A 23,838-nucleotide genomic window follows, 5' to 3' on the forward strand; every position below is an offset into this window, starting at 1 on the left:
ATGAACATTCACGAACAACGCCGCCAAGTGATCGAACGCCTGCATGCCCTGGCGCCCGAGGTGAGCCCGCCCCAACACCAAGATGTGCTGAAACGCAAAGATTCGCGACCGCGCGTGCCGCAACCCATTGCCGTCATTGGTCTGGCGTGTCGGTTCCCGCAAAGTCCGACGCTGCACGATTTCTGGGCCGCCTTGGACCGCGACCGCTCGCTCATCGAAGAGATTCCCCCAACGCGTTTTGACTGGCGTCGCGGTTTGGCCGGTTTGGAAGAACCCGTGGGCCGTTGGGGCGGTTTTTTGGACGATGTGCGCGGCTTCGATTCAGCCTTTTTTAAGATCCTGCCCAGCGAAGCCGACCTGATGGACCCGCGCCAACGCTTGCTTTTACCCGCCGTGTACCAAAGCTTGGAAGACGCCGGCATCGCGCCGCTCAGCTTGCAGGGCAGTCGCACCGGCCTGTTTGTCGGCGCCGAGGGCAACGAATACGCCGGCGAACTGGCCGCCCACGGTTTTCCCGTCGGCGACGGTCACGGCGAGAGCATGTTGGCCAACCGCATTTCCCATTTTTTCGATTGGCGCGGGCCGAGCGAGGTGGTCAACACCCTGTGTTCCGGCGCGGCCGTTGCGCTGCACCGTGCCGTGGTTGCCCTGCGCAACGGCGACATCGACCAGGCCGTGGTTGGCGCCGTCAACCTCATCTTGCAGCCGGGATTGCACCTGGCCTTGGCCGCGAGTGGGCAAATGAGCCCCGAGGCGACGGTGCGTTCCTTCGGGGCCGATGCCCGCGGCTTTCTGCGGTCCGAGGGCGTGGGTGGCGTGGTGCTCAAAACGCTTGCCGATGCCGAACGGGACGGTGATCCCATTTACGCCGTCATCCGCCACGCCGCCGTCAACTACAACGGCCGCGGCGGTTTGTCGATGGCCATGCCCAACGTGGCCGCCCACACCCAGTTGGTGGAACAGTGTTACCGCGAGGCCGGCATCGACATCGCCGATCTGGGTTTGATCGAAGCGCAGGGGATGGGCAACCCCGCCGGCGACATGGCCGAATGGGAAGCGCTCAACCGCGCCCTCGAGAACCTGGCCGAGGAACAGGGACGGCGGCTTGAGCCCGGCTCCGTACCCGTGTCGACCCTCAAACCCATGCTCGGCCACATGCACGCCGCCTCCGCCCTGGGTGCGCTTTGCAAAATCATTCGCAGCCTGCAAACCGGCACGGTTCACCCCATCCTCGATTTTGAAACAGCCCATCCCGGTCTTGATCTGTCCGGTCGTCCCTGCCGGTTACAACAGCAACACGAAACCTGGCGGGCGGGGACGCGGCCCCGCTTAGCCGGCCTGCACAGCTACGGCGCGGGCGGTAACAACGCCCACCTGCTCATTGAGGAATACCGGCCGGCGCCGCGGCCCGCCGTGGCGTCGCAAGCCCTGGTGTTGCCGCTGTCGGCCCACGACTCCGCCGGCTTGCGCGACAAGGTCACCCGGCTGGCGGCTTTCCTGGGCGAACACGACCTTCCCCTGGCCGCCGTCGCCCACACCCTCCAGGTCGGCCGTGACGCCATGCCCGAACGGGTGGCTTTTCTGGTCAAGGACACCCGCGACTGGTGCGCGCAAGTCGACGCCTTCCTCAACGGTGACCCCCACGAGGGCGTGTTCACGCGCGCCGAAGGCGGTCCGGCGCGTGTCGCCGACGACGGACCGGGTGCCGCCCGGGCCTGGGTCCAAGGCGCCGCCCTCGACTGGTCGGCGTGGCGGCCGCACGTCGGCGGTGGCAGGGTTCATTTGCCGGTTCATCGCTTCACCCATCGCGAACACTGGTTTGATGTGGTGCGTTCCGTCGCCGTCACCGAAGCCGCCCAAACCGACGCCTTGGCGGCGCTGCGGCGTTTGCTGAGCCCTTATTTGCAACTAGCCCCGGACCAAATCGATGTGGACCGCGAGTTTAGCGAAATGGGTTTTGATTCCAAGCTGGTCCTCGACCTGTGCAAGGCCTTGAAACAGGATTTCGGGGTCGCTGTCGAAGCCGCCCTGTTTTTTGACCACAATACGCCGCGCCAACTCGCCGCCTATCTGGAAGCAGCGCACGGCGCGGTGTTCGGGCGTGCCGAGGTCGTGGCCGCGGCGCCGAAACGTCGGGTCACCCGTCGCGAGCCGACCTATGAACCCATCGCCGTGATCGGCCTTGCCGGTCGTTATCCCCATGCGCCCTCGCCGGCGGCCTTGTGGCAACGCCTGGTGGAAGGCGCCGACTGCATCGACGAAATGCCCGCCGACCGCTGGAACCGCGACCTGTTCGAACCCGATCCGAACCGGGCCGCCGCCACCGGCAAAAGTTACGGTAAGTGGGGCGGCTTTCTCGACGGTGTGTACGATTTTGATCCGCTGTTTTTTAACATGTCGCCACGCGAGGCGCCCTACATCAACCCGAAGGAACGTTTGTTCCTGCAAACGGCCTGGCATGTTTTGGAAGACGCGGCGACCTATCCCGAGGCACTGGCCGACGAACGGGTCGGTGTTTTTGTCGGCGTGACCCGTTCCGGCATCGATCCCTACGCCACCTCGTCCTTTTCCATCGCCAACCGCGTTTCCTATTGTTTCGATTTCAACGGACCCAGCCTCACCCTCGACACCGCCTGCTCTTCTTCGCTCGTGGCTATTCACGAGGCCTGCCGCCACTTGCACGGCGGCGAATGCAGTGTCGCCCTTGCCGGCGGCGTGCATGTCTTCCTGGATCCCTCGCATTTCGTCGCCCTGTCGCTGGGCCAATTCCTCTCGCCGGACGGCCGGTGCAAGTCCTTTGGCTCGGCCGCCAACGGCATGGTGCCGGGCGAAGGCGTCGGCGCCGTTTTGCTGAAACCCCTGGCCGCGGCGCTGCGCGACGGCAACCCCATTCACGGGGTGATTCGCGGCTCCGCGACCAACCACGGCGGAAAAAGCAACGGCTTCACCGTGCCCAGTGCCAAGGCCCACCGCGACTTAATGGAACAGGCCATGCAACGCGCCGGCATTCGCGCCGAGGCGATTAGTTATGTCGAAGCCCATGGAACCGGCACCGCCTTGGGTGACCCCGTCGAGGTGCGCGGCTTGCGCCAAGCCTTTGAGGGTCGGCCTGGGATCTGCGCCCTGGGTTCCCTGAAAAGTAACCTGGGTCATTTGGAAGCCGCCGCCGGGGTCGCCGGTTTGACCAAGGTGTTGTTGCAGCTAAAACACCGTGAATTGGTGCCCTCGTTGCACGCCGCCGAGACCAATCCGCAAATCGATTTTGCCGCGACCCCCTTTCGCGTGCAACAGACCCACGAAGCCTGGAACCCGGTCGGCCCGGACGGTTCACCCCGGCCCCGTTTGGCCTGTCTCTCCTCGTTTGGCGCCGGCGGCAGCAACGCCCATTTACTGATTGAAGAGGCGCCCGCGCAAGCGGTCGTGCTTGCGCCGCCCGCGACCACGCCGGGCCCGGCCGTGCTCGTTCTTTCCGCGCAAAGCGAACCATCCTTGCGGGAAGCCGCCGCGGATTTGGCCGCGTTCCTGCGCGATCAGGAGACCGGCCTTGATCTGCACGCCGTCGCCTATACCTTGCAAGTCGGCCGCGCGTCCTTGGAAGAACGCGCCGGTTTGCTGTGCGAAAGCGTGGGCGAGGCCGTTGCCGGCTTGACCGCTTTTGCTTCTGGTGAACCCGCGGCGCGCGTGGTTTGTGGGTCTTTGTTGCGCGGCCAAAAAGACCCCGCCTTTGGCCCTCGGGTCAAAGACGCCCTCGCGCGCATGGACCGCGAGACCTTGCTCGCCTTGTGGATCCAGGGCGCCGTGATTCCTTGGCGCGACCTGTACAGCGACCAACCGGCGCTGATGCGCCTGCCTGTTTATGCCTTTGCGCGCGAGCGCTACCGCTTGCCGGAAGTGGAAACCGCGCCCGCGGCGGCAGCAAGCCTGCATCCGTTGCTCCACGAAAACCGTTCCACCTTGCAGCGACAAGCGTACGTCACCCATCTGGACGGTGACGCCTTTTTCCTGGCCGATCATGTCGTCGCCGGCGAGAAGATCCTGCCGGGGGTTGCCTACCTGGAGATGGCGCGGGCGGCTCTGGCCGCGGCGACCGATTGGGCGCGGGTCGTGCTGCGCAACGTGGTGTGGCTGCAACCCTTAATTGTGCGGGAACCGCAAACTCTGACCGTGGCGCTGCGTGTTGCCGAGGACGGTGCAAGCGTGGCCTGGGAAGTGGCCACTGGTGACGCGGCGCGGCCCGTGGTTCATTGCCAGGGGAGGGCTGAGCGGGATACATCGGCGGTGCCGGAACCGTGGGACGGCGCGGATCAAACCCTGAAACGCGGCGCGCGGCTGGATGGCCCGATTTGTTACCAGACCTACGAAGGGTTGGGCATGTGTTACGGACCGCGCATGCGTTCCATTGAAACCATCCAACGGGGTGAGGGTCGCTTGGTGACCTGGTTGACCATGCCCGACGGTGTCGCCGATGACGCCTGGGTGTTGCATCCGAGTTTGCTGGATGGTGCCCTCCAGAGTTTGATTGCTTTGGCGATCAACCGTTCCGGGGCGGGGGCGGGGGCGGCCTACATGCCCTTTGCGCTCGCCGCTGTGCATTGTTACGGTCCCTGTCGCGGTGCGATGCGTGCCGTGGTGCGCGTCGTCGAGGAAACCGAAAACGTCATGCGTTGCGACCTGAACCTCTATGACGAGCAGGGTCGTTGTCAGGCCGCATTGCTAGGGTTTAGCTCGCGTGCGCGGGCCGCGGGGCCGCGTCATCCGCTGGTTCACGGCGAAATCGCCGACCCCGAGGGTGCTTCCTTTCAGAGTCGGTTCACCGGTCGCGAATGGTTTTTGGCCGATCACGTCGTTAACGGCAGGCGGCTTTTGCCAGGGGTTGCTTATTTGGAAATGGCCCGTGCCGCCGGCGTGTTGGCGGGGAACACCGTGGCCGGGGTCGGCAACCTCGTCTGGGCCAAGGCGATGGTGGTGGAAGACGAACCCGTGGCGGTGACCCTTCAGGTTACGCCGGGGCGGGGACACCAGGACTGGGTTGTGACCGGCCTTGATGGGACCCACCACGCCCAAGGACGTTTGTACGGGGCGGCGGCGCGGCCCGAACGGCCCGAAGCCACGGCCGTTGACGCGTTGCGCGCTCGATGCAGCCACCACAAGCAGGCCCATCAATGTTGGGGCGTTGACGACGCCGCCGCCTGGGCCGCCGATCCCACCGGTGCCAGCTTCCGCGCCTTGACCGCGCTCTCCTACAACGGGGACGAGGCATTGGCCGACTTCCGCTTGCCCAAATCGGTCCAAGCCGACCGCGCCGCCTATGGTTTGCATCCCAGCCTGTTGGACGTTGCCTTCGAAACCGTGCAGTTTTGGAACGGTTTCCAGAGTGGACAACACCGGCCGTGGCTGCCGTTTTCCCTGGAGAAGTTGTGGGTGTACGACGCCGTGCCCGATGTCGGCTTGGTTCACATGCGACCGGTTCCGCGCGCGGGTGCCATGCCGCTGTTCGACCTCGATATCTGCGATCCACGGGGCCGGGTGTGTGTGGCCCTGCGGGGTTATGCCGCCATGCCGACCGCCGCGGCGGAGCCGGCCCGGCCGATTCTGGCAACCACCGCCTGGCGCCGCGCGGTGGTTGAAGGTGCCGCTGATGTACCCCCGGCGCCCCGTTTGGTGCTGCTCGAAGCCAACCAGGACTTGGTCGCAAGCCTGCGCGCCGCCGCGCCGCACGCCGAGATTGAGGTGCTCCAAGCGTCGGGGAACCAGGCCGCCGCCGTGATCGGCCGACTCCAACAATTGCTTCAGCGCTTGCAAGAACACGGGGAACAAGCCCTGTGGGTTGTTGCGCCTGATGAAACCGATCCCCAAATTGCGGCGATCACCGCTTTGTTGAAAACCTGGCACAACGAACATCCGGCCGCCTCGGTGAAGTTGCTGCTTGTCGGCGAAGCCAAGCCGGAACACCTGCCGCGCCTGCTTGCGGCCCTCGCGGCGACGCCGGGTCGCGAGGTTGTTGCCCGCTGCGACGCCGGTTTTCTCCACCACCAACACCTGATCCCGGTCGAGCCGGAAGCGACGGGGGAAGCCCTGCTCGACTCAGGCGATGTCGTTTGGATCACCGGTGGGCTTGGTGGATTGGGGCGCATCTTTGCCCGTTACCTGATGACGGCCTTTGGCGCACGCGTCGTGCTGAGCGGGCGCTCGCCCCTCGAAACCCACCAACAGCACCTTTTGGATGCGCTAAACTGCCACGGCGAGGTCGCCTATCTGCCCGTCGACTTGGCGGATGCCGAGGCCGTCGCTGAAACCGCCGCGACCGTCCGTGAACGGTTCGGCCGGCTGGACGCCGTTATTCACGCCGCCGGCTTGTTGCACGACGAACCGCTGGCGCAAAAAAGCGCCGAGGCCGCGGCCGAGGTGTTGGCCCCCAAGGTTGCCGGGGTTTTGGCCCTCGACGAGGCCACCGCCGACGCCGCCCTTAAGTGGATGCTGCTGTGTTCTTCCCTGGCCGGGGTCATTTGTCCGCCCGGCCAGGGTGACTACGCCGCCGCCAATGCCTACCTCGACGCCTTCGCCGCGCGGCGCAACCGTTGGCTGGCCGAGGGACGGCGGCGCGGTCGCACCGTTGCCGTGAATTGGCCGCTGTGGCGCGCGGGCGGCATGACCATGGATGCCGCGAGCCAAGCGCTGATGACCCAGGCAACCGGTTTGGTCGCGCTGGACAGCGAAACCGGGTGCACCCTGCTCACCACCGCTTTGCAACACAGCGCGGACCACCTCTTGGTGTTGCCGGGTGATCGCGACAAAATACGCGCCGTGTTTTTTGAGGCGGCGCAACCCAAGCAGGCGACGGGGTTGGAACCCGCGCCGGCCGTTGCGCGGGACCTGCGCGACCGGGTGCTGGCGGAACTGAAACAAGGGGTGGCTGAACTGCAGCAGGTGGCGCACGAGCGTATCCGTGCCGACCGCGAGCTGACCCAATACGGTTTTGATTCGATCAGCTTCACCCACTTTGCCAACCGCCTCAACACGCGCCACGGCCTGGACCTGATGCCGACCGTGTTTTTCGAATACACCACCCCGGCCCGCTTGGCGGATTACCTGGCGGCGAACTTTCCCGAGGCGTTTCAACAGGAAAGCGCGCCCCCTGCCGGCGTAGTGGTTCAAAAAGCCTCGCCTGAGCCGGCGCCGGTACCCCGTCGCTTCTTAGGCCAAGCGGCTGTTCCTGCTGCCGGCGCAATCGAGGCGGTTTCCTCACCGGATGCAACCGCCAACGATGCGGTCGCCGTGATCGGCATGGCCGGGCGTTTTCCCGGTTCGCCGGATCTGGCTACTTTTTGGGACCATTTGGTGAACAACCGTGACCTCACCCGCGAGGTGCCCGCGGATCGCTGGGACTGGCGCGGCATCTACGGCGATCCGCACCAAACACCCGGCAAAACCCGGATCAACCGCGGCGGTTTCATCGAAGACATCGCCTGCTTCGATCCGATGTTTTTCGGCATCTCTCCGCGCGAGGCCGAGGCGCTTGATCCGCAATTCCGCCTGTTCCTCGAAACGGTGTGGGCGGCGATGAACGATGCGGGCGTGACGGCGAAATCTCTGGCCGGCAGCAAAACCGGTGTTTTTGCCGGCGTGACCACCCGCGATTACCAAACCCTGCTGCAACAGGCCGAGTGGGGGTCGGGTTCCTTTATGGCTTCGTTGTTGTGCCACTTCACCGTCGCCAACCGCGTATCCTACCTGCTCGACCTGCGCGGCGCCAGTGAACCCATCGACACCGCTTGTTCCAGTTCGCTGGTCGCGATTCACCACGCCGTTGAACAGATCCAGCAAGGCAAATGCGAGGCGGCGTTTGCCGGCGGCATTAACCTCATTGCCGATCCCGGGTTCATGATCGCCGCCGGCCGTGTCGGCATGCTCAGCGAGGACGGTCGCTGTAAAACCTTTGATGCCGAAGCGGACGGTTTTGGCCGCGGGGAAGGCGTCGGCGTCGTGCTGCTCAAGTCCTTGGCGCGTGCCTTGGAAGACGGCGACATCATTCACGGCGTGATTCGCGCCACCGCCGAAAACCACGGCGGCAAAGCGGCTTCACCGACCACGCCCAACCCGGCCGCGCAACAGGCGTTGCTGGTCGACGCCTATCGCCGCGCCGGTCTGCAGCCCAGTCAAATCGGTTATATCGAAACCCACGGTACCGGAACCAAGTTGGGCGATCCGATTGAGGTTAACGGCCTCAAAGGCGCGTATGCCGAACTCAAGCAAGACGACGCGGTTGTGGGCACCGCCTTGGGTTCGGTCAAGGCGAACGTGGGCCACCTCGAGGCCGCCGCCGGCATTGTCGGTGTGATCAAGGTGTTGTTGATGTTGAAACACGGCACCATCCCGGGCAACATCCACCTCAAGCAGGTCAACCCCTACCTCAAAATCGAGGAGGGTCCCTTCTACCTGCCCACGGAGAGCGTGCCCTGGCCTGAACCGACCGGCCCCGATTTGCAAGCGCAACCCCGCTGCGCCGGGGTCAGCAGTTTTGGGATTGGCGGGACCAACGCCCACGTGGTGTTGGAAGAAGCGCCCGCGGCCAAACCGCGCCGGGCACCCGAACCTGGACCCTACCTTTTCGTGTTGTCCGCCTTGAACAGCGAGCGTTTACAAGCCGTTGCCGCCGGGCTCCTCGAATGGTTGCGCCACGGTGGCGACGAGGTGCGACTTGACGACATCGCCTACACCTTGCACATCGGTCGCGATGCCTTGCCGCAACGGCTGGCCTTCCGCGCCGATTCCCTGGAAGCCCTGACCGCCTTTTTGCAAAACGCGGCGCGGGGTGAAGCATGTCCAGGCTTGCTACAGGGGCGCGTGGAAAAGGATCAGGTGCGCGCGGCGTGCGACGATGCGGCCGTGGCCGCGCGGGTTGAGGCCGCGTTGGCGCAAAAAGATGAGGGTACCTTGGTTGAACTCTGGCTGGTTGGGTACGACTTCGATTGGGCGCCGCTGTATCCCGACAACGGACCACGGCGCATCAGCTTGCCCGCCTATCCTTTTGCGCGTCAACGCTACTGGGGACCGGATTCCCTGTTGGCAACGGGAACACAATCCGCCGCGGCGGCGCCGGCGGAAAACGACCTTCTGTGTTTCGAGGAGACCTGGGTGGCGCGGGACACCACCGCCCCTGATCCGGTAACAAGTGGACCCGTGTTGTGGTTTTTGCCGCCGGCGGCGGTGTGCCTTGCCTTACCCGAGCAGCACCTTCGCGTGACGCCCGGGTCCGTTTTCAGTCGAGAGGCCGCTGCCGCCTACCGCTGTGATTTGGATGACGCCGCCTCGGTGGGCGCTCTGTTCGAGGCAGTCAAACAGGATCACGGCGTCCCCGCGACGGTACTCTTTTGCTTGCCGCCTTGGGACGAAGACCAACCGTTTCGTCTCGATCACCACGTCCACCTGATCCAAGCCTTACATGCGACCAAGGCCCAACCGGCGCGGCTGGTGTTGGGCGGGTGTTACCGCAACGACGATCAACGGGTCGCGCTGGAAGCGCTCATCGGCGGGGCGCGATCCACCGGCGCCTTGTTGCCCAACACGCGGGTCCAGGTCGTGCTCCACGATGTGCCGGGCCAAGCGGGCTTGTCGCTGCTGTGGCGGGAAACCGCGGCGCCCGACCAGGCCGTCTGTTACCAAGAACAGCAGCGCCGGATTCTACAGATCCGCGAGGTTCATCCCGGCGAGGGCACCGCCTCGCCCCTGCGCACGCGGGGGACCTACCTGATTACCGGCGGCGCGGGTGGCTTGGGTTTGCTGTTCGCCAAACATCTGGCGGCCCGCGTGGGTGCCAACCTCGTTCTGATCGGACGGTCGCCGCTTTCGCCCGAAAAACAGGCGGCCGTTGCTCAGATCGAAACCGCCGGCGGTCGCGCCGCCTACGTGCAAGGCGATGTATGTGATCCGGCCGCGATGCGCGCCGCCGTCGCCGAGGCCAAGTGCCGTTTCGGGGCCGTCCACGGGGTGATTCACGCAGCGGGTTTACCCGCCGGAAGCTTGCTGACCGATAAAAACGCCGCGGACGTCGCCGCGGTACTTGCCCCCAAGTTCACGGGCACGCGGGTTCTGGATCAGGTGTTGGCCGATGAACCCCTTGATTTTGTGGTGACTTTCTCGTCGAGTTCGGCCGTGCTGGGTGATTTCGGGGCCTTCGATTACGCCGTCGCCAACCGCTACCAAAGCGCCTACGCGGCGGTTCGCCGTGGGCCGGGCCAATCCTTGGCCGTCATGTGGCCGACCTGGGCCGAGGGCGGCATGCGCCTCGAGGACGCGGACCAACTTCACCTCTACCTCAAATCCAGCGGCCAAGCCTTGTTAACCGCCGCCCTCGGTTTGCCGATTTTCGAACGCCTGACGGCCGGCGAATCCCGCCAAGTGCTGGTGCTCCACGGCGAGCCGCAACGCCTGCGCCACATCGCCACATCCGCAACCCAACCAAAATCAGATGGTTTCACGTACCTGTCCCCACAAACGGGTGCACGAGAAACGGCAACCCCAACAAAACCAGATGGTTTCACGTACCTGTCCCCACAAACGGGTGCAGAAGAAACGACAACCCCAACAAAGCCAGACGGTTCCACGTACCTGTCCCCACAAACGGGTACAGCAGAAACGGCAAGCCCAACAAAACCAGACGTTTTCACATACCTGTCCCCACAAACGGGTGCAGAAGAAACGACAACCCCAACAAAGCCAGACGGTTTCACGTACCTGTCCCCACAAACGGGTGCGCCAAAAAAGCCAACCCCAACAAAACCAGACGTTTTCACGTACCTGTCCCCACAAACGGGTGCGCCAAAAAAGCCAACCCCAACAAAGCCAGATGGTTTTGCAAGTCTGGCACCACCAGAGCAAACGCCGGTGCTGAACCCGGCACGGCCCGAGCTGAAGGGACTGAGTCTGGCCCAATGCGTTGCTTGGGATCTCCGGGATTTGGCCGCGCGTTACTTGAAAATGCCCCGCCACCTGCTCGGCGAAGACACCAACCTCGCCGATTTTGGTTTTGATTCCATTGCCCTCGCCGACTGGGCGCGCATGCTCTCCGCCCATTTCGGCCTGGACATCACACCGTCCGTCTTTTTCGGGTACGCCACCCTCGCCAAGCTGACCGGGTTCTTCATCGACGAACACGGCTCCCTGATGCAGTCCTTCTACGCCGGCCCCGGCCAACCGAGCACGGCGCCCAAACCGCAACGGCTTACCGAACCCGAAACCACCGCCCCAATCTCCGCGTCCCAACCTGCCGCCACCGCCGCCATCGGCGACACCGCCTCGGTTTCCTGCGACGGCATCGCCGTCATCGGTATGAGCGGTCGTTTCCCCCAAGCCCGTTCCGTGGACGCGATGTGGCGGATTCTGGCCGAGGGCCGCAACGCGGTGGCCGAGGTGCCCCCGGACCGTTTTGACTGGCGCGCCGTGTTCGGCGATCCCCATCAAGACCCTTACAAAACCAACGGTAAATGGCTCGGCTGTGTCCCCGGCGTGGCTGAATTCGACCCGCTGTTTTTCGAGATTTCACCGGCCGAAGCCGAACGCATGGACCCGCGCCAGCGCCTGTTGCTGCAAGAGTTGTGGAACGCCCTCGAAGATGCCGGCTACGGCCCGAACCATTTGGCCCAACAACGCGTCGGCACCTTTGTCGGCGTGGAGGACGGCGATTACGCCCTCGCCACCGGCGCGGGCGACTTCACCGCCAACCACACCGGCATCATGGCCGCCCGTTTGGCCTATTTCCTCGACCTCAAGGGCCCCAACATGGCGCTGAACACGGCTTGTTCCTCCTCGCTGGTCGCGCTGCACCAAGCCTGTCAAAGTCTGCGCAACGGCGAATGCGACACGGCCCTCGCCGCCGGCGTCAACCTGGTGCTGGCGCCGCAAACCCTGGTCGGCCTGGGCCAAGCCGGCATGTTGTCCGACAGCGGCACCTGTTTCGCCTTTGATCGCCGCGCGGACGGCATGGTTCCCGGCGAAGCAGCGGTCGCGGTGGTCCTCAAACCCCTGGCCCGCGCCCTCACCGACGGCGACCCGATCCACGGCGTGATCGAGGCGAGCGGCATTAACCACGACGGCCGCACCAACGGGATCACCGCCCCCAGCGGCGTTGCCCAGGTGGACCTGCTGCAAACCACCTACGCCCGTTTCGGCATCGACGCGGCGTCCCTCGACTACTTCGTCACCCATGGGACCGGCACCAAGTTGGGCGACCCCATCGAAGCCAACGCCCTGAATCAGGTGTTCCAACAGGCCGGCGCCGCCCCTGGCAGTTGTGCGATTACCAGCAGCAAAACCAACTTCGGCCATACCTTTGCCGCCTCCGGTTTGTTGAGCCTGGTCAACGCCTTACAGGCTTTGCGCCATCAAACGATTCCCGCCGGTTTGCATTGCCTTCAGGAAAACGACTTCATCCAGTGGGCCGAAAGTCCCCTGGTGGTCAACAAAAGCAACAAACCCTGGCCGCGGCTGGAGCACCGCCCGCGCCGGGCCGGCATCAACGCCTTCGGCATGAGTGGCACCAACGCCACGGTGGTGGTGCGCGACCATCCCATCGTCGAACCCGAGATCCCGCGCCCGGCTGCCCTGCTGCTGGTGCTGTCCGCCAAAACGCGGTCGGCCCTGCAGGAACGGATCAATGCCCTGATCGCGGTGTTGGAAGGCGACGACGCGCCCGATCTAACCGCCGCGGCCACCACCTTGTTAACCGGGCGATTCCATTTCCCTTTCCGCTGCGCCCTGGTGGTGGAAGACACGGCCGACGCCTTGTACCTGTTGCGCCAAAGTGAAAGCGGCGATGCGGCCAATCTCCTGATGGCTGAGGTGCCGCGCCGCTTCAAAGGCCAAGCCGCCTTGCAGCGCACTTGCGATGACTTGCTCCGGGGCTGCCGCAAGCATCCCGATACCGCCGCCGTACGCGAAAATCTGTTGGCCGCGGCCGCGCTGTTTTGTCAGGGCTATACCTTGGATGGATCACTTCTGTTTGGCGAGCGGACCCCGCGCCGCATTCATTTACCGGGTTACGCCTTTGCGCGGGAAACCTATTGGTTGACCTCGCCAAAGCAGGAATCCCTACCCGAATGTGCGCCGGCTGAAGACAACGGCCAATGGTTGTTCCTTCGCGAGCATTGGCGAGACGCGGCCATTCCCGCCGATTTCGACTGGTCCGCGCGGGTGGGCGCCACGGCGGGGCAGTCGTTTTGGATTGTGGCCGACAACCGCGCGGCCGCCGATGCGCTCCGGGATCTGTTGCAACACATGAGCGCGGCGGTGTCGGTGCCTGAACCGACGATTCGGGTGATCCTCCTGGATGAAGGCCCGGCTTCGCTGCCGTCGGAGGCGCCCGACGCGGTGCTGTGGTTGGGCCCGGAGCGCGCGACCGAAACGGCGGTGTTTGCGGAACAAGAAGTGCGGCGGGTGCTGGGCGTGTGTCGGCACTTGATGGAGGCCTTCTGGGGCGAGGCGATTCGTTGCATCTACATATATAAGGATACGGAAGACGAACCGCACCTGGCCTGTGAAGCCCTCCCCGGGCTGCTGCGCTCGGCGATGATGGAAAATGAAAACCACCGCTGGCAAATCATTCGCCACGACGGCGCCGAGGCCCAGGCCGCCCAAATCCTGCTTCGCGAATGGTTGTTTGCGGAAGACGCGGCCCATCCCCTTGAAAAAAGCGACATTCGTTACCGCGCGGGCCTCCGTCAGGTACGCGCCTTTGCCGAACACCTTTTGCCACAAGATGAAAAAACCCTGTTCCGCCAGGGTGGGGTTTATGTGTTGGCGGGTGGTTTGGGGTGTTTGGGCGGACACCTTTCGCGGGAACTGGCGAGCCGCTACGGGGCTACCCTGGTGATGCTCTCGCGGCGTCCCATGGACGAGGCCGTGCAGCAGCAATGCGCTGTTTTGCGCGACTTAGGTGCAACCGTTCATTGCCACGCCGTCGATATTGCGGATCAGGAAACTTTGGCAGTCACGCTTGCACAGGTCACCGCGGCGGTCGGCCCGATCCACGGTGTTTTCAATTTGGCGCGGTCCCACGAGGACCGCATGATCGCCGCCAAGCAATGGGATTCCTTCCAGCGCGTGATCCAAGCCAAGGTGCAGGGCACCATCCATCTCGACGCATGCACGCGGGACCAACCCCTCGACTTTTTCCTGTGTTTCTCGTCCCTCGGCGCCTACGGGGTACGTGGTTCCGCCGATTACGCCTACGCAACCGCCTTCCAAAACGCCTTCACCCGCCATCGCGCCCGCTTGGTAAAGGCCGGCCTGCGTCACGGCGTGAGCCTGTCCCAGTGTTGGGGTGCGTGGGTGGAAGATCACCTGTTCCCCGAATCGCGTCGCGCCATTCAGGAGCAGGGTTTTGGTTTGATTGATATCGACCAGGGATTCCCCGCCATCGAGGCGAGTTTAAGCGGCGCGGAGGGCGCCTTGCTGCTGATGCGCGTAACCGACATGCCCAGGGTCAGAGGCACCATGGGTTTGGGTGCGCAACCCGAGGTGAAACCCGAGACGCCGGCCGAAGAGAACCAAATCGCCGCCTTGATTGCCCGATGGGAGCGTGAACTGGGTGACGGCGGTTTGCCCTTTGAGACGCTCAACCAACACATGACCTTCGCCGCGGTTCAAGCGCTGGAGCCGTTCTTGATTGCGCGCATTCATCGTTTGCTGTTCGGCGCCGCGACCCTGTCCACCGCGGCATCGCCTCAGGTGCCCGACGCAGCGTGTAACGTCCCGGCGACCCAAGCCACGCCACCGAAACCCACGGGCGCAGCATCGCCCGAGCTTCGCGCCGTGGTGCGCGAGCACCTCGCCGCCGTGCTCAAGCTCAAGCAGGTTGACGATGACGGACCTTTTCCGGCCTATGGGCTGGATTCTATCTCGGCCACGGTGCTGGCCACCCGCCTCGAAAAAGCGCTGGACCGCGACCTTCCCGTCCAGTGGCTGGTTGACCATCCCACCGTGCAAGAACTGGTCGCGCAACTGCAAGCATCCGCTGGAAAGGAAACCCGATGAACATCCACGAAGCGCTCAAACAAATCCAGGCCGGCATGGCGCAGGCCCGACAAGCGCCGCGAGACAAACCCAAGCCCAAGCGGGGCGGCCTCGCGCCACCGGAACCCATCGCCGTGATCGGCGCCGCCGGTTCCTTTCCGGGCTGTGCCGATCTCGCTGCTTTTTGGTCGGCACTTGACGGGGGGCGTCCCTTGTTGGAACCCATCCCCGCCGATCGTTTCAGCCTGCCCGAAAACCAAACACGCGGGCGTTGGGGCGGGTTTCTACCTGATGTGGCCGGTTTCGACGCTGCTTTTTTTAAGATTTTGCCCGCCGAGGCGCGTTTGCTCGACCCGCGCCTGCGCCTGCTGCTGCACACGCTATACCATTGCTTAGAAGACGCGGGTTATGCGCCCGCGCGCCTCAAACAAAGCGCGACCGGGGTGTTCATCGGCGAAGAGGGCAGTGAATACCTGCCCTTGCTCTTGGAACAAGGCCAGGTGCCGAGCGGTCCCTTCGGCCTCGCCGCCGGCGTGCTCGCCAACCGGCTGTCCTACCATTTCGATTTTCGCGGGCCGAGCGAGGTCGTCAACACCATGTGCTCCGGCGCGGCCGTGGCGCTGCATCGCGCGGTGACCGCCCTGCGCGCCGGGCAGATCGACCAAGCCGTGGTCGGCGGGGTCAACCTGCTGCTGCGACCCGAACCCTTTGCCGCCTTGGCCGCGGCCGGCCAATTGAGCGCGGACCGCACCGTTCATTCCTTCGGCCCCAAGGCCGACGGCTTTTTGCGCGCGGAAGGCGTGGCCTGCGTGCTGCTGAAAACCCTGTCCCAAGCCCGCGCGGACGGCGACGCGATCCACGCCGTTATTCGCCATACCGCCGTGAACTACAACGGTCAGGGCGGTGCCTCGATGGCCGCCCCCAACGTGCGGGCCCATGCCGCATTGATCGCGCGTTGCATTCGCGAGGCCGGCGTCGACGTGCGCCACATCGGTTACTTAGAAGCCCAGGGGATGGGCAACCCGGTCGCCGACATCGCCGAATGGAACGCCTTCAATCGGGCGCTGACCAGCGTGGCGGGCGAACAAGGCGTGCGCCTGACGCCCGGCGCCTGTCGCGTCTCCACGCTCAAACCGATGATCGGGCACATGCACGCGGCCTCGGCCCTGGGCGCGTTGCTCAAGGTGATTCACGCGTTGCGCGCGCAACGGGTGGCGCCGATTTTGGGATTTTCCGGCGGTCATCCCGAACTGGAGCCGGCCGGGGTACCCTGCGCCCTTGCCGCCGAGGTGAGCCCGTGGCCGAACGAAGGTGCGCCGCGGCTGGCCGGAATTCACGCCTACGGTTCCGGCGGCAACAACGCCCACATCCTGGTGGAGGCGGCACCGCCGGCCGCACCCGTGCTCAGCCCTGCCGGCGCGGTGCTGCTGCCGTTGTCGGCGCAAAGCGAACGGGGGCTCCGGGCTCGTGTTCAGGCCTTGGCCGATTGGGTGCAACACCACGGGGAACAACCCTTGGCCCAGATCGCCCACACGTTAACCGTGGGCCGCGATGCCATGGCGACCCGCGCCGCCTTCGTGTGCACCGACCGCGACCAGTTGTTGCGGCAGGCCGAAGCTTTTGTGGAAGGTCACAACCACGCCGGCGTTTTCAGCGGACACGCGACCACGCGCCGTCCCGCGGCGGAATCCGGCGAGGTCGCAAACATCGCCGCCGCTTGGGTAACCGGTGCCGACCTGCCCGAACCGGCGCGCGCCCTGCCACGCCTGCATTTGCCAGGCTATCCCTTTGAAAACAAAGAATTTTGGTTTGAAGCGCCCAAGCAAGCGGTGGTCGCGCCCAAAGCGGCCGCCGCCTCCCAGACCGCGGTTTCAGCGGTTTGCGCGGATGCTGCTTTGAAGGAAACCGTTCACACGGCGCTGCGCGATCTGCTCGCCGATTATTTGGAACAAGCGGCGGCCGAGATCGACATGCGGGCGGCCTTCACCGACCTCGGTTTCGATTCACTGCTGGTGATCAACCTGGCCACGGCGCTGGGACAGCGTTTTGGCGTTCCCGTCGCGGCGGCGCTGTTTTTTGAACACAACCGCCCGGCGGCGCTGGCCGATTTTCTCGCCGACCACATCGCCGCGCTTCGTGCCGGCGTTGCGCCGTCTGCCGGCTGTGAAACCGAGGCCGGCATCGCCCGTGACGAACCCATCGCGATCATCGGCCTCGCCGGCCGTTATCCCGGCGCCCCTGATCTCGACACGCTGTGGGCCAACCTCGCCGCGGGCCGCGACGGCATCGGTGAAATTCCGGCCGACCGCGAGTGGGGTGATCTCTACCATCCCGACCCCGACAGCGCCGTCCAACACGGCAAAAGCTACGGCAAGTGGGGCGGTTTCCTCGATGCGCCCTATGCCTTCGACCCGATGTTTTTTAATTTGTCGCCCCGCGAAATCGAATACATGAATCCCAAGGACCGCCTGTTCCTGCAAACCGTTTGGCAAACCTTGGAAGACGCCGGTTACCCACCTTCCAGCTTGCGCGGCGAGCGCGTCGGCGTGTTTGCCGGGGTGACCCGCGCCGGACACGATCCCTACCAAAGTTCGTTGTTTTCCGTGGCCAACCGCGTCTCCTACAGCTTCGATTTCCACGGACCCAGCCTCACCGTCGACACCGCCTGTTCCTCCTCGCTGATCGCCGTCCACGAAGCCTGCCGTCACATTCAGAGCGGCGAGTGCAGCGTCGCCGTCGCTGGCGGCGTGCATGTCTTCCTGCATCCCTCGCATTTCGTGGCGCTGGCTTACGGCAAGCTGCTGTCGCCGGGCGGCCGAAGCAAAGCCTTCGGCGCCGACGCGGACGGCATGGTTCCGGGTGAAGGGGTCGGCGCCGTGCTGCTCAAACCCTTGTCGCGTGCGCTGGCCGACGGTGACCGCGTCCACGGGGTGGTGCGTGGTTCGGCCGTGAACCACGGCGGCAAAACCAACGGCTTCACCGTGCCCAACCCGCAAGCCCACGCCGATGTGATCCGCACCGCGCTTACCCGGGCCGGGGTGGCGCCGGATGCGGTGAGTTACGTCGAAGCCCACGGCACCGGCACCGCCTTGGGCGATCCCATCGAAATCCGCGGCTTGTCCTCCGTATTTGCGGCCCAACCGCGTGCGACGGCACCTTGTCGCATCGGCTCGATTAAAAGCAACATCGGTCATTTGGAAGCCGCCGCGGGGATTTCCGGGTTGACCAAGATCCTGCTGCAAATGAAACACGGTCGTTTGGTGCCCAGCCTGCATGCAGAACAAACCAATCCCCACATCGACTTTGAAAATACGCCCTTCCGCGTCCAACAGGCGTTGGAACCCTGGGCGCCGGTCGATGAACAAGGCGCGGCACAACCGCGGTTCGCCTGTGTTTCCTCGTTTGGCGCGGGTGGCGCCAACGCCCACTTGGTGATCGAAGCGCCTCCCGAGCCGCGACTTCAAAACGCCGAAGACGGACCCGCGATGATCGTGCTTTCCGCGCGTACCGAGGCGCAATTGCGCGATTCGGCCGCGCGGTTACAGCGGTATGTGGCCGAGCAGGGCGCGGACCTTGATTTGCCGCGGGTCGCTTTCACCCTGCAGGTCGGGCGCGAAGCCATGGACCATCGGCTTGGTTTGGTGGCGGCCTCGCTTGCTGAGCTCGACGACAAATTACAACGTTTTCTACGCGACGGCTCGCTTGCCGCGGGGGATGGGTGCGGCCGGGTGCAGCGAGACCGCGCCTTGCTGGACCTGGTCGCCGACGACGAGGACCTTGCGCCCGGTGTTGCCGCCTGGTTCGCCAAGGGCAAGTACGCCAAAATTCTGGCGTTGTGGGTCGGCGGTACCAACCTGGATTGGAACGCGTTTTACGACGCGGTGCCGGGGCGCATCAGCTTGCCGACCTATCCGTTTGCGGCGGAAGACCATCGCCCACCCGCCGACTTCGGCCTTGCCGGCCAGGCGACCGAAACGCGACTGCACCCCTTGGTACATCGCAACCAGTCGACCTTCTTCGAGCAGCGTTTTAGCAGCCGCTTCGACGGTTCCGAATTCTTTTTGGCCGATCACCGCATCGGCGGGCGACCTTTACTGCCAGGGGTGGCTTACCTGGAAATGGTGCGGGCCGCGTTGGCTGAAGGCGTGGGCGGCGAGGCGCTGTCGGGTTTGCAATTCAAAAATGTGGTGTGGCTGCGGCCGTTGGTCGCCGAAGAAGCGCAGGGGGTGGTGGTTCGCCTGAGTGTGGCCGAACAGCACGCGGACCAGGTGTGGTTGCAATTCGAAGTGGCGCCTGAAAACAGCGAGGAAGCAGGCGTTTACAGCAGCGGCCTGGTTGGTTTGAGCGAACCCGAACCAGAAACCAAACACGACCTGGCCGCCTTGCAAAAGCAACAGACGGGACCGCGATTAACCGGTGAACAGGCCTACCAAAAACACGCCGCCCTGGGTGCCGCTTACGGCCCTGCTTTGCGCGGCATCCAAGACGTGTTCACGGGGGAGGGTCAAGTTTTGGCGCGGGTTACGGTGCCCGCGGTGATCGCCGCCGGCGCGGATGATTTTGTGTTGCATCCCAGCGTGTTGGACGCCGCCTTGCAGGCGTGCATTGGTTTTACGGTGGGTGGGGAAGGGGCGGTTTCAGCTGGGGCGGCGGTCCCTTTTGCCTTGGATCGCTTGACCATTGCCGGACCCTGCAACGGGCCGATGTGGGGGTGGATCCGTCCGGCCGAGGCGCGCGGCGAGCGGGTGCAAAAGCTCAACGTGACCCTGATGGACGAACAGGGCCGTACCTGTTTAACCATGCACGGGTTCGCCTCACGGGTGCTTGAGGTTCCCCAAGATGTGTTGATGGTGCGTCGGCCCGCGTGGCACGAAACGCCGACCCCCGCCACCGCGGCGAAGCCCGGTGAAACCTTGGTCGTGCTCGCGGGTTTCGACCGCGCCGATTTGGCCGCGGCTTTGGCGCCTTGGGAAAGGCTGCCGTTGCAAGACGACGCCGTGGCGGCTTGGTTCCACGCGGCGGCGCTGTCCTTGTTCCGCCGGGTACAACAACGGCTGCGCGACAAAAAAGCGGGGCCTTGCCTGATCCAACTCGTGGTGCCGCTTTCCGGTTCTGGAAGGATGGCGCTGGGTTTGGCCGGTTTGCTGAAAACCGCCGCGCTGGAGAACCCCAAACTTCGGGTTCAGGTGATCGAAGTCGCGGCCGACCTTGAAGGCGGCGCCTTGCGGGACTTGCTCGCGCTTGAAGCGGAAACCCGCGACGGTCACGTGCGGTATCAGCAGCAACAGCGCCAACTGCTTGGCTGGGACGCCGTGGATGTGCCCGCCGAGGTTCCCGTACCCTGGCGCGAAAACGGCGTGTACCTGATCACCGGTGGTTGCGGTGGGCTGGGGCGTGTGTTGGCCCGTGACATCGCCGCCAAGGCTCGCGCGCGGGCCGTGGTGCTGACCGGGCGCTCGCCCTTGGACGCCGACAAGGAAGGTTTCCTGCGTGAGCTTGGGCAATCCGGCGTGCAAGCGCTTTACCGTCAGGTCGATGTCGCCGACGCCTCCGCCGTGAGCACCCTTGTCGACGAAATCCAGCAAAGGTTTGGCGGCCTGCACGGCATCCTCCATGTTGCCGGTGTCCTGCGCGACAATTATTTGCTAAAAAAATCCGAAAGTGAATGGGACGCGGTCCTGGCACCCAAGGTGGCCGGCACGGTCAACCTGGATCGGGCTACCAGCGAGATACCGCTCGATTTCACCCTTTATTTCTCCTCGAGCGCCGGCGCCTTCGGCAATCCCGGTCAAGGCGATTACGCCGCGGCCAACGCCTTTATGGACGCTTACGCCGCCGAGCGCAACCACCGCGTCGCCGCGGGCAGCGCCCACGGCCACACGGTTTCGATCAATTGGCCGTTCTGGCGCGACGGCGGCATGCGTTTGGACGATGCGGCGGTCGCGGCCATGCGGCGCGAGACCGGCACCGTTCCGCTCAGCACGGCGGCCGGGCTCCAGGCGCTTGCCCATGGGATCCGGGGTGACCGATCCCAAATGCTGGTCCTCGAAGGTGATCGGCGCCGTTTAGAAGGGCTCTTCGCGGGGACGAAAGAAATCGCACCGGAAAGCGCACTGGAACCCGAACCGGAACCCGAACCACAACAACCGGCGGCGACCGGGGCGGTCGGCGGCGATTTAGCCGCGACGGCCGAGTACCTCAAAAACCTGCTGGCAACCACGCTCAAATTACCGGTGGCGCGCATCGACGCCGACGAGGACTTGGAACGTTACGGCATCGATTCGATCATGGCCATGGAAATGACCAGCGTGTTGGAACAAAGCTTCGGCTCACTTTCCAAAACCCTGTTTTTCGAAGTGCAGAGCATCCGCGAGTTGGCCGAATATTTCCAACAACACCACGGCACCCAAACGGCCGCCCTGGTGCAGGGCGGGGCGGCTTCCGAAACCCCGGCCCCCAGGGAACCTTCCACCGCAAGCACAGCGAACCCGTCCGTCGCGGCACCTTCCGTGCTGGATCAGTTTCGCCGCCTCGCCGCCACGGGCGGTGAACCCGCCCCGTCAGGGTCCACGGGCGCGCTGGACATCGCCGTGATCGGGCTGGCCGGTCGTTACCCCCAAGCTTCGGACGTCAACGCCTTTTGGGCCAACCTGCGCGACGGCCGCGACTGCATCACCGAAATCCCCGCCGACCGTTGGGATTGGCGCGATTATTACGATCCGCAACGGCGACAATGGGGCGCCCATTTCAGCAAGTGGGGCGGCTTTATCGACGGGGTCGACCGCTTCGATCCGCTGTTTTTTAACATCCCGCCACGCGATGCCGATTACATCGATCCCCAGGAGCGCCTGTTCCTTGAAACCGCCTGGAGCGCGTTGGAAGATGCGGGTTACACCCGCGCCGGCCTGCGCGCCTTCGCCGACCGCTATCAAGCGAGCCAAGCCGGGGTTTACGCCGGCGTGATGTTCTCCGAATACCAACTTTACGGCGCCGAATCGACCCAAAACGGGTTCCCACTCTCACTGGGCGGCAGCTACGCGGGCATCGCCAACCGCGTCTCTTACCACCTCAACCTGCACGGCCCCAGCCTGACGGTCGATACCATGTGCTCCAGTTCGCTGACCTCGGTTTACTTGGCCTGTGGCGATTTGCGCGCGGGCCGCATCGACCTGGGCATCGCGGGCGGGGTCAACCTCAGCATCCATCCCAACAAATACCTGATGCTCAGCACCGGCGGTTACATCTCCAGCGCCGGTCATTGCGCGAGTTTCGGCGAAGGCGGCGACGGGTACATTCCCGGCGAAGGCGTCGGCGTGGTACTGCTCAAACGATTGGAAGATGCGGTCCGCGACCGCGACCACATTTACGGCGTGATCAAAGGCGGCGCGGTCAATCACGGCGGCAAAACCAACGGCTTCTCTGTGCCCAATCCCAAGGCTCAGCAGGCGGTGGTGCAACGCGCCCTGGACGAGGCCGGGGTCGACCCACGCGCGATCAGCGCCATCGAAGCCCACGGGACCGGCACCAAGTTGGGCGATCCCATCGAAATCAAAGGCCTCACCAACGCCATGCAACGGGGCGACGCGCGCGGTTGGTGTGCGCTGGGTTCGGTCAAGTCCAACATCGGCCATTGCGAAAGCGCGGCGGGGATCGCCGGCCTGACCAAGGTGCTGCTGCAACTAAAACACGGCATGTTGGCACCGTCGCTGCACGCGGAAACCCTGAACCCGCACATCGATTTCGCGGCCACCCCTTTTGTGCTCAACCGCGAATTACGGCCCTGGCCGGCGGGGGACGGTCCGCGTCTGGCCGGTGTTTCGGCCTTCGGCGCCGGCGGTTCCAACGCCCACTTGATCATTGCCGAACACCAGGCGCCGGCCTCGCGTTTACCCAGCCCGCGCGATCAACCGCTGCTGGTGCCGCTGTCGGCCAAAAACCACGAGCGCCTGCGTGTCATGGCCGCAAACCTGGCGGCCTGGTTGGCACAAGGTGGGCACGACGCGCACACCTTGACGCGACTGGCCTACACGCTGCAAGTCGGCCGCGAGGCCTGGGATCAACGGCTCGCTTTGCTGGTGTCTTCCCTGGATCAATTGGCCCAAAACCTCAGGGCATGGTGCGCGGGTGAAACGGTGGCCGGGCTACAAACAGGCCACATCCGCGACGATGAAGACGGCCTCGCCGCCTTGAAGGCCGATCCGACGCTGCCCGAGCGTGTCGCGCAACACCTGCAAGCCCGCGATTGGTCCGCCGTGGCGGCGCTTTGGGTCAAAGGCGCCGCGGTCGATTGGAAGCAGGCCTACGGCGACACCCCGCCGCAACGCCTCAGCCTGCCCACCTATCCCTATGCACGGGAACGCCATTGGGTGCCGCAACCACCGCCGGGCTGGCAGCCGATCAAACCCGGCGCGGCCCGCGGCGGCGAAGCCGAGGCGCCCGCGCAAACTTTGCTGTGTACCCCCGCGTGGCAGCCCGCCCCGGTTGCGTCGGGCGAAACACCGGGTGACGCCGAACCGCTGCTGGTGTTTGCCGCTTGGCCCCATGACCCGGCGCGGCTTGTGGGCGAAACCGAGCCGGTTCACCTTGCCGCGCCGGCCGGCGATGCCGCAAACCGTTTCACCGAGGTCACCCTCGCCTGTTTGGCACGGTTGCAAAACTTGCTGCGCCAACCCGCCAAGGGCAAACGCCTGCTGCAAATCTTGGTACCGCACCAAGGCGACGGCCCCTTGTTTGGCGCCTTGGCCGGCTTGCTGAAAACCGCGCGTTTGGAAAACCCCAAGCTGTTGGGCCAAGTGATCGAGGTCGATGCCGATGGGTCCGCCGCCGAGC

At 64.7% G+C, this 23,838-nt stretch carries 2 protein-coding genes (1 of these 2 running past the window's edge); both read left to right on the forward strand.

Annotated features, from left to right (window positions below; all coding sequences use genetic code 11):
• On the forward strand, window positions 1–15,030 hold the full coding sequence (locus tag J3U88_RS04945; protein WP_207857249.1) for an SDR family NAD(P)-dependent oxidoreductase: 15,030 nt from the start codon (window positions 1–3) through the stop codon (window positions 15,028–15,030).
• Window positions 15,027–23,838: the 5' end (the start) of an SDR family NAD(P)-dependent oxidoreductase gene (locus tag J3U88_RS04950; RefSeq protein ID WP_207857250.1), read on the forward strand. 20,648 nt of this gene lie beyond the right edge of the window; the window shows 8,812 of its 29,460 coding nt (coding positions 1–8,812); it begins with the start codon at window positions 15,027–15,029; its stop codon lies beyond the right edge, outside the window. The genes J3U88_RS04945 and J3U88_RS04950 overlap by 4 nt, the downstream gene beginning before the upstream one ends.

This window comes from Acanthopleuribacter pedis (assembly GCF_017377855.1).
Taxonomy (GTDB): domain Bacteria; phylum Acidobacteriota; class Holophagae; order Acanthopleuribacterales; family Acanthopleuribacteraceae; genus Acanthopleuribacter; species Acanthopleuribacter pedis.

What these genes read in the sequence shown, in the direction of transcription:
- J3U88_RS04945 (WP_207857249.1), top strand. Translation starts at nt 1, where the DNA reads ATGAACATTCACGAACAACGCCGCCAAGTGATCGAACGCCTGCATGCC.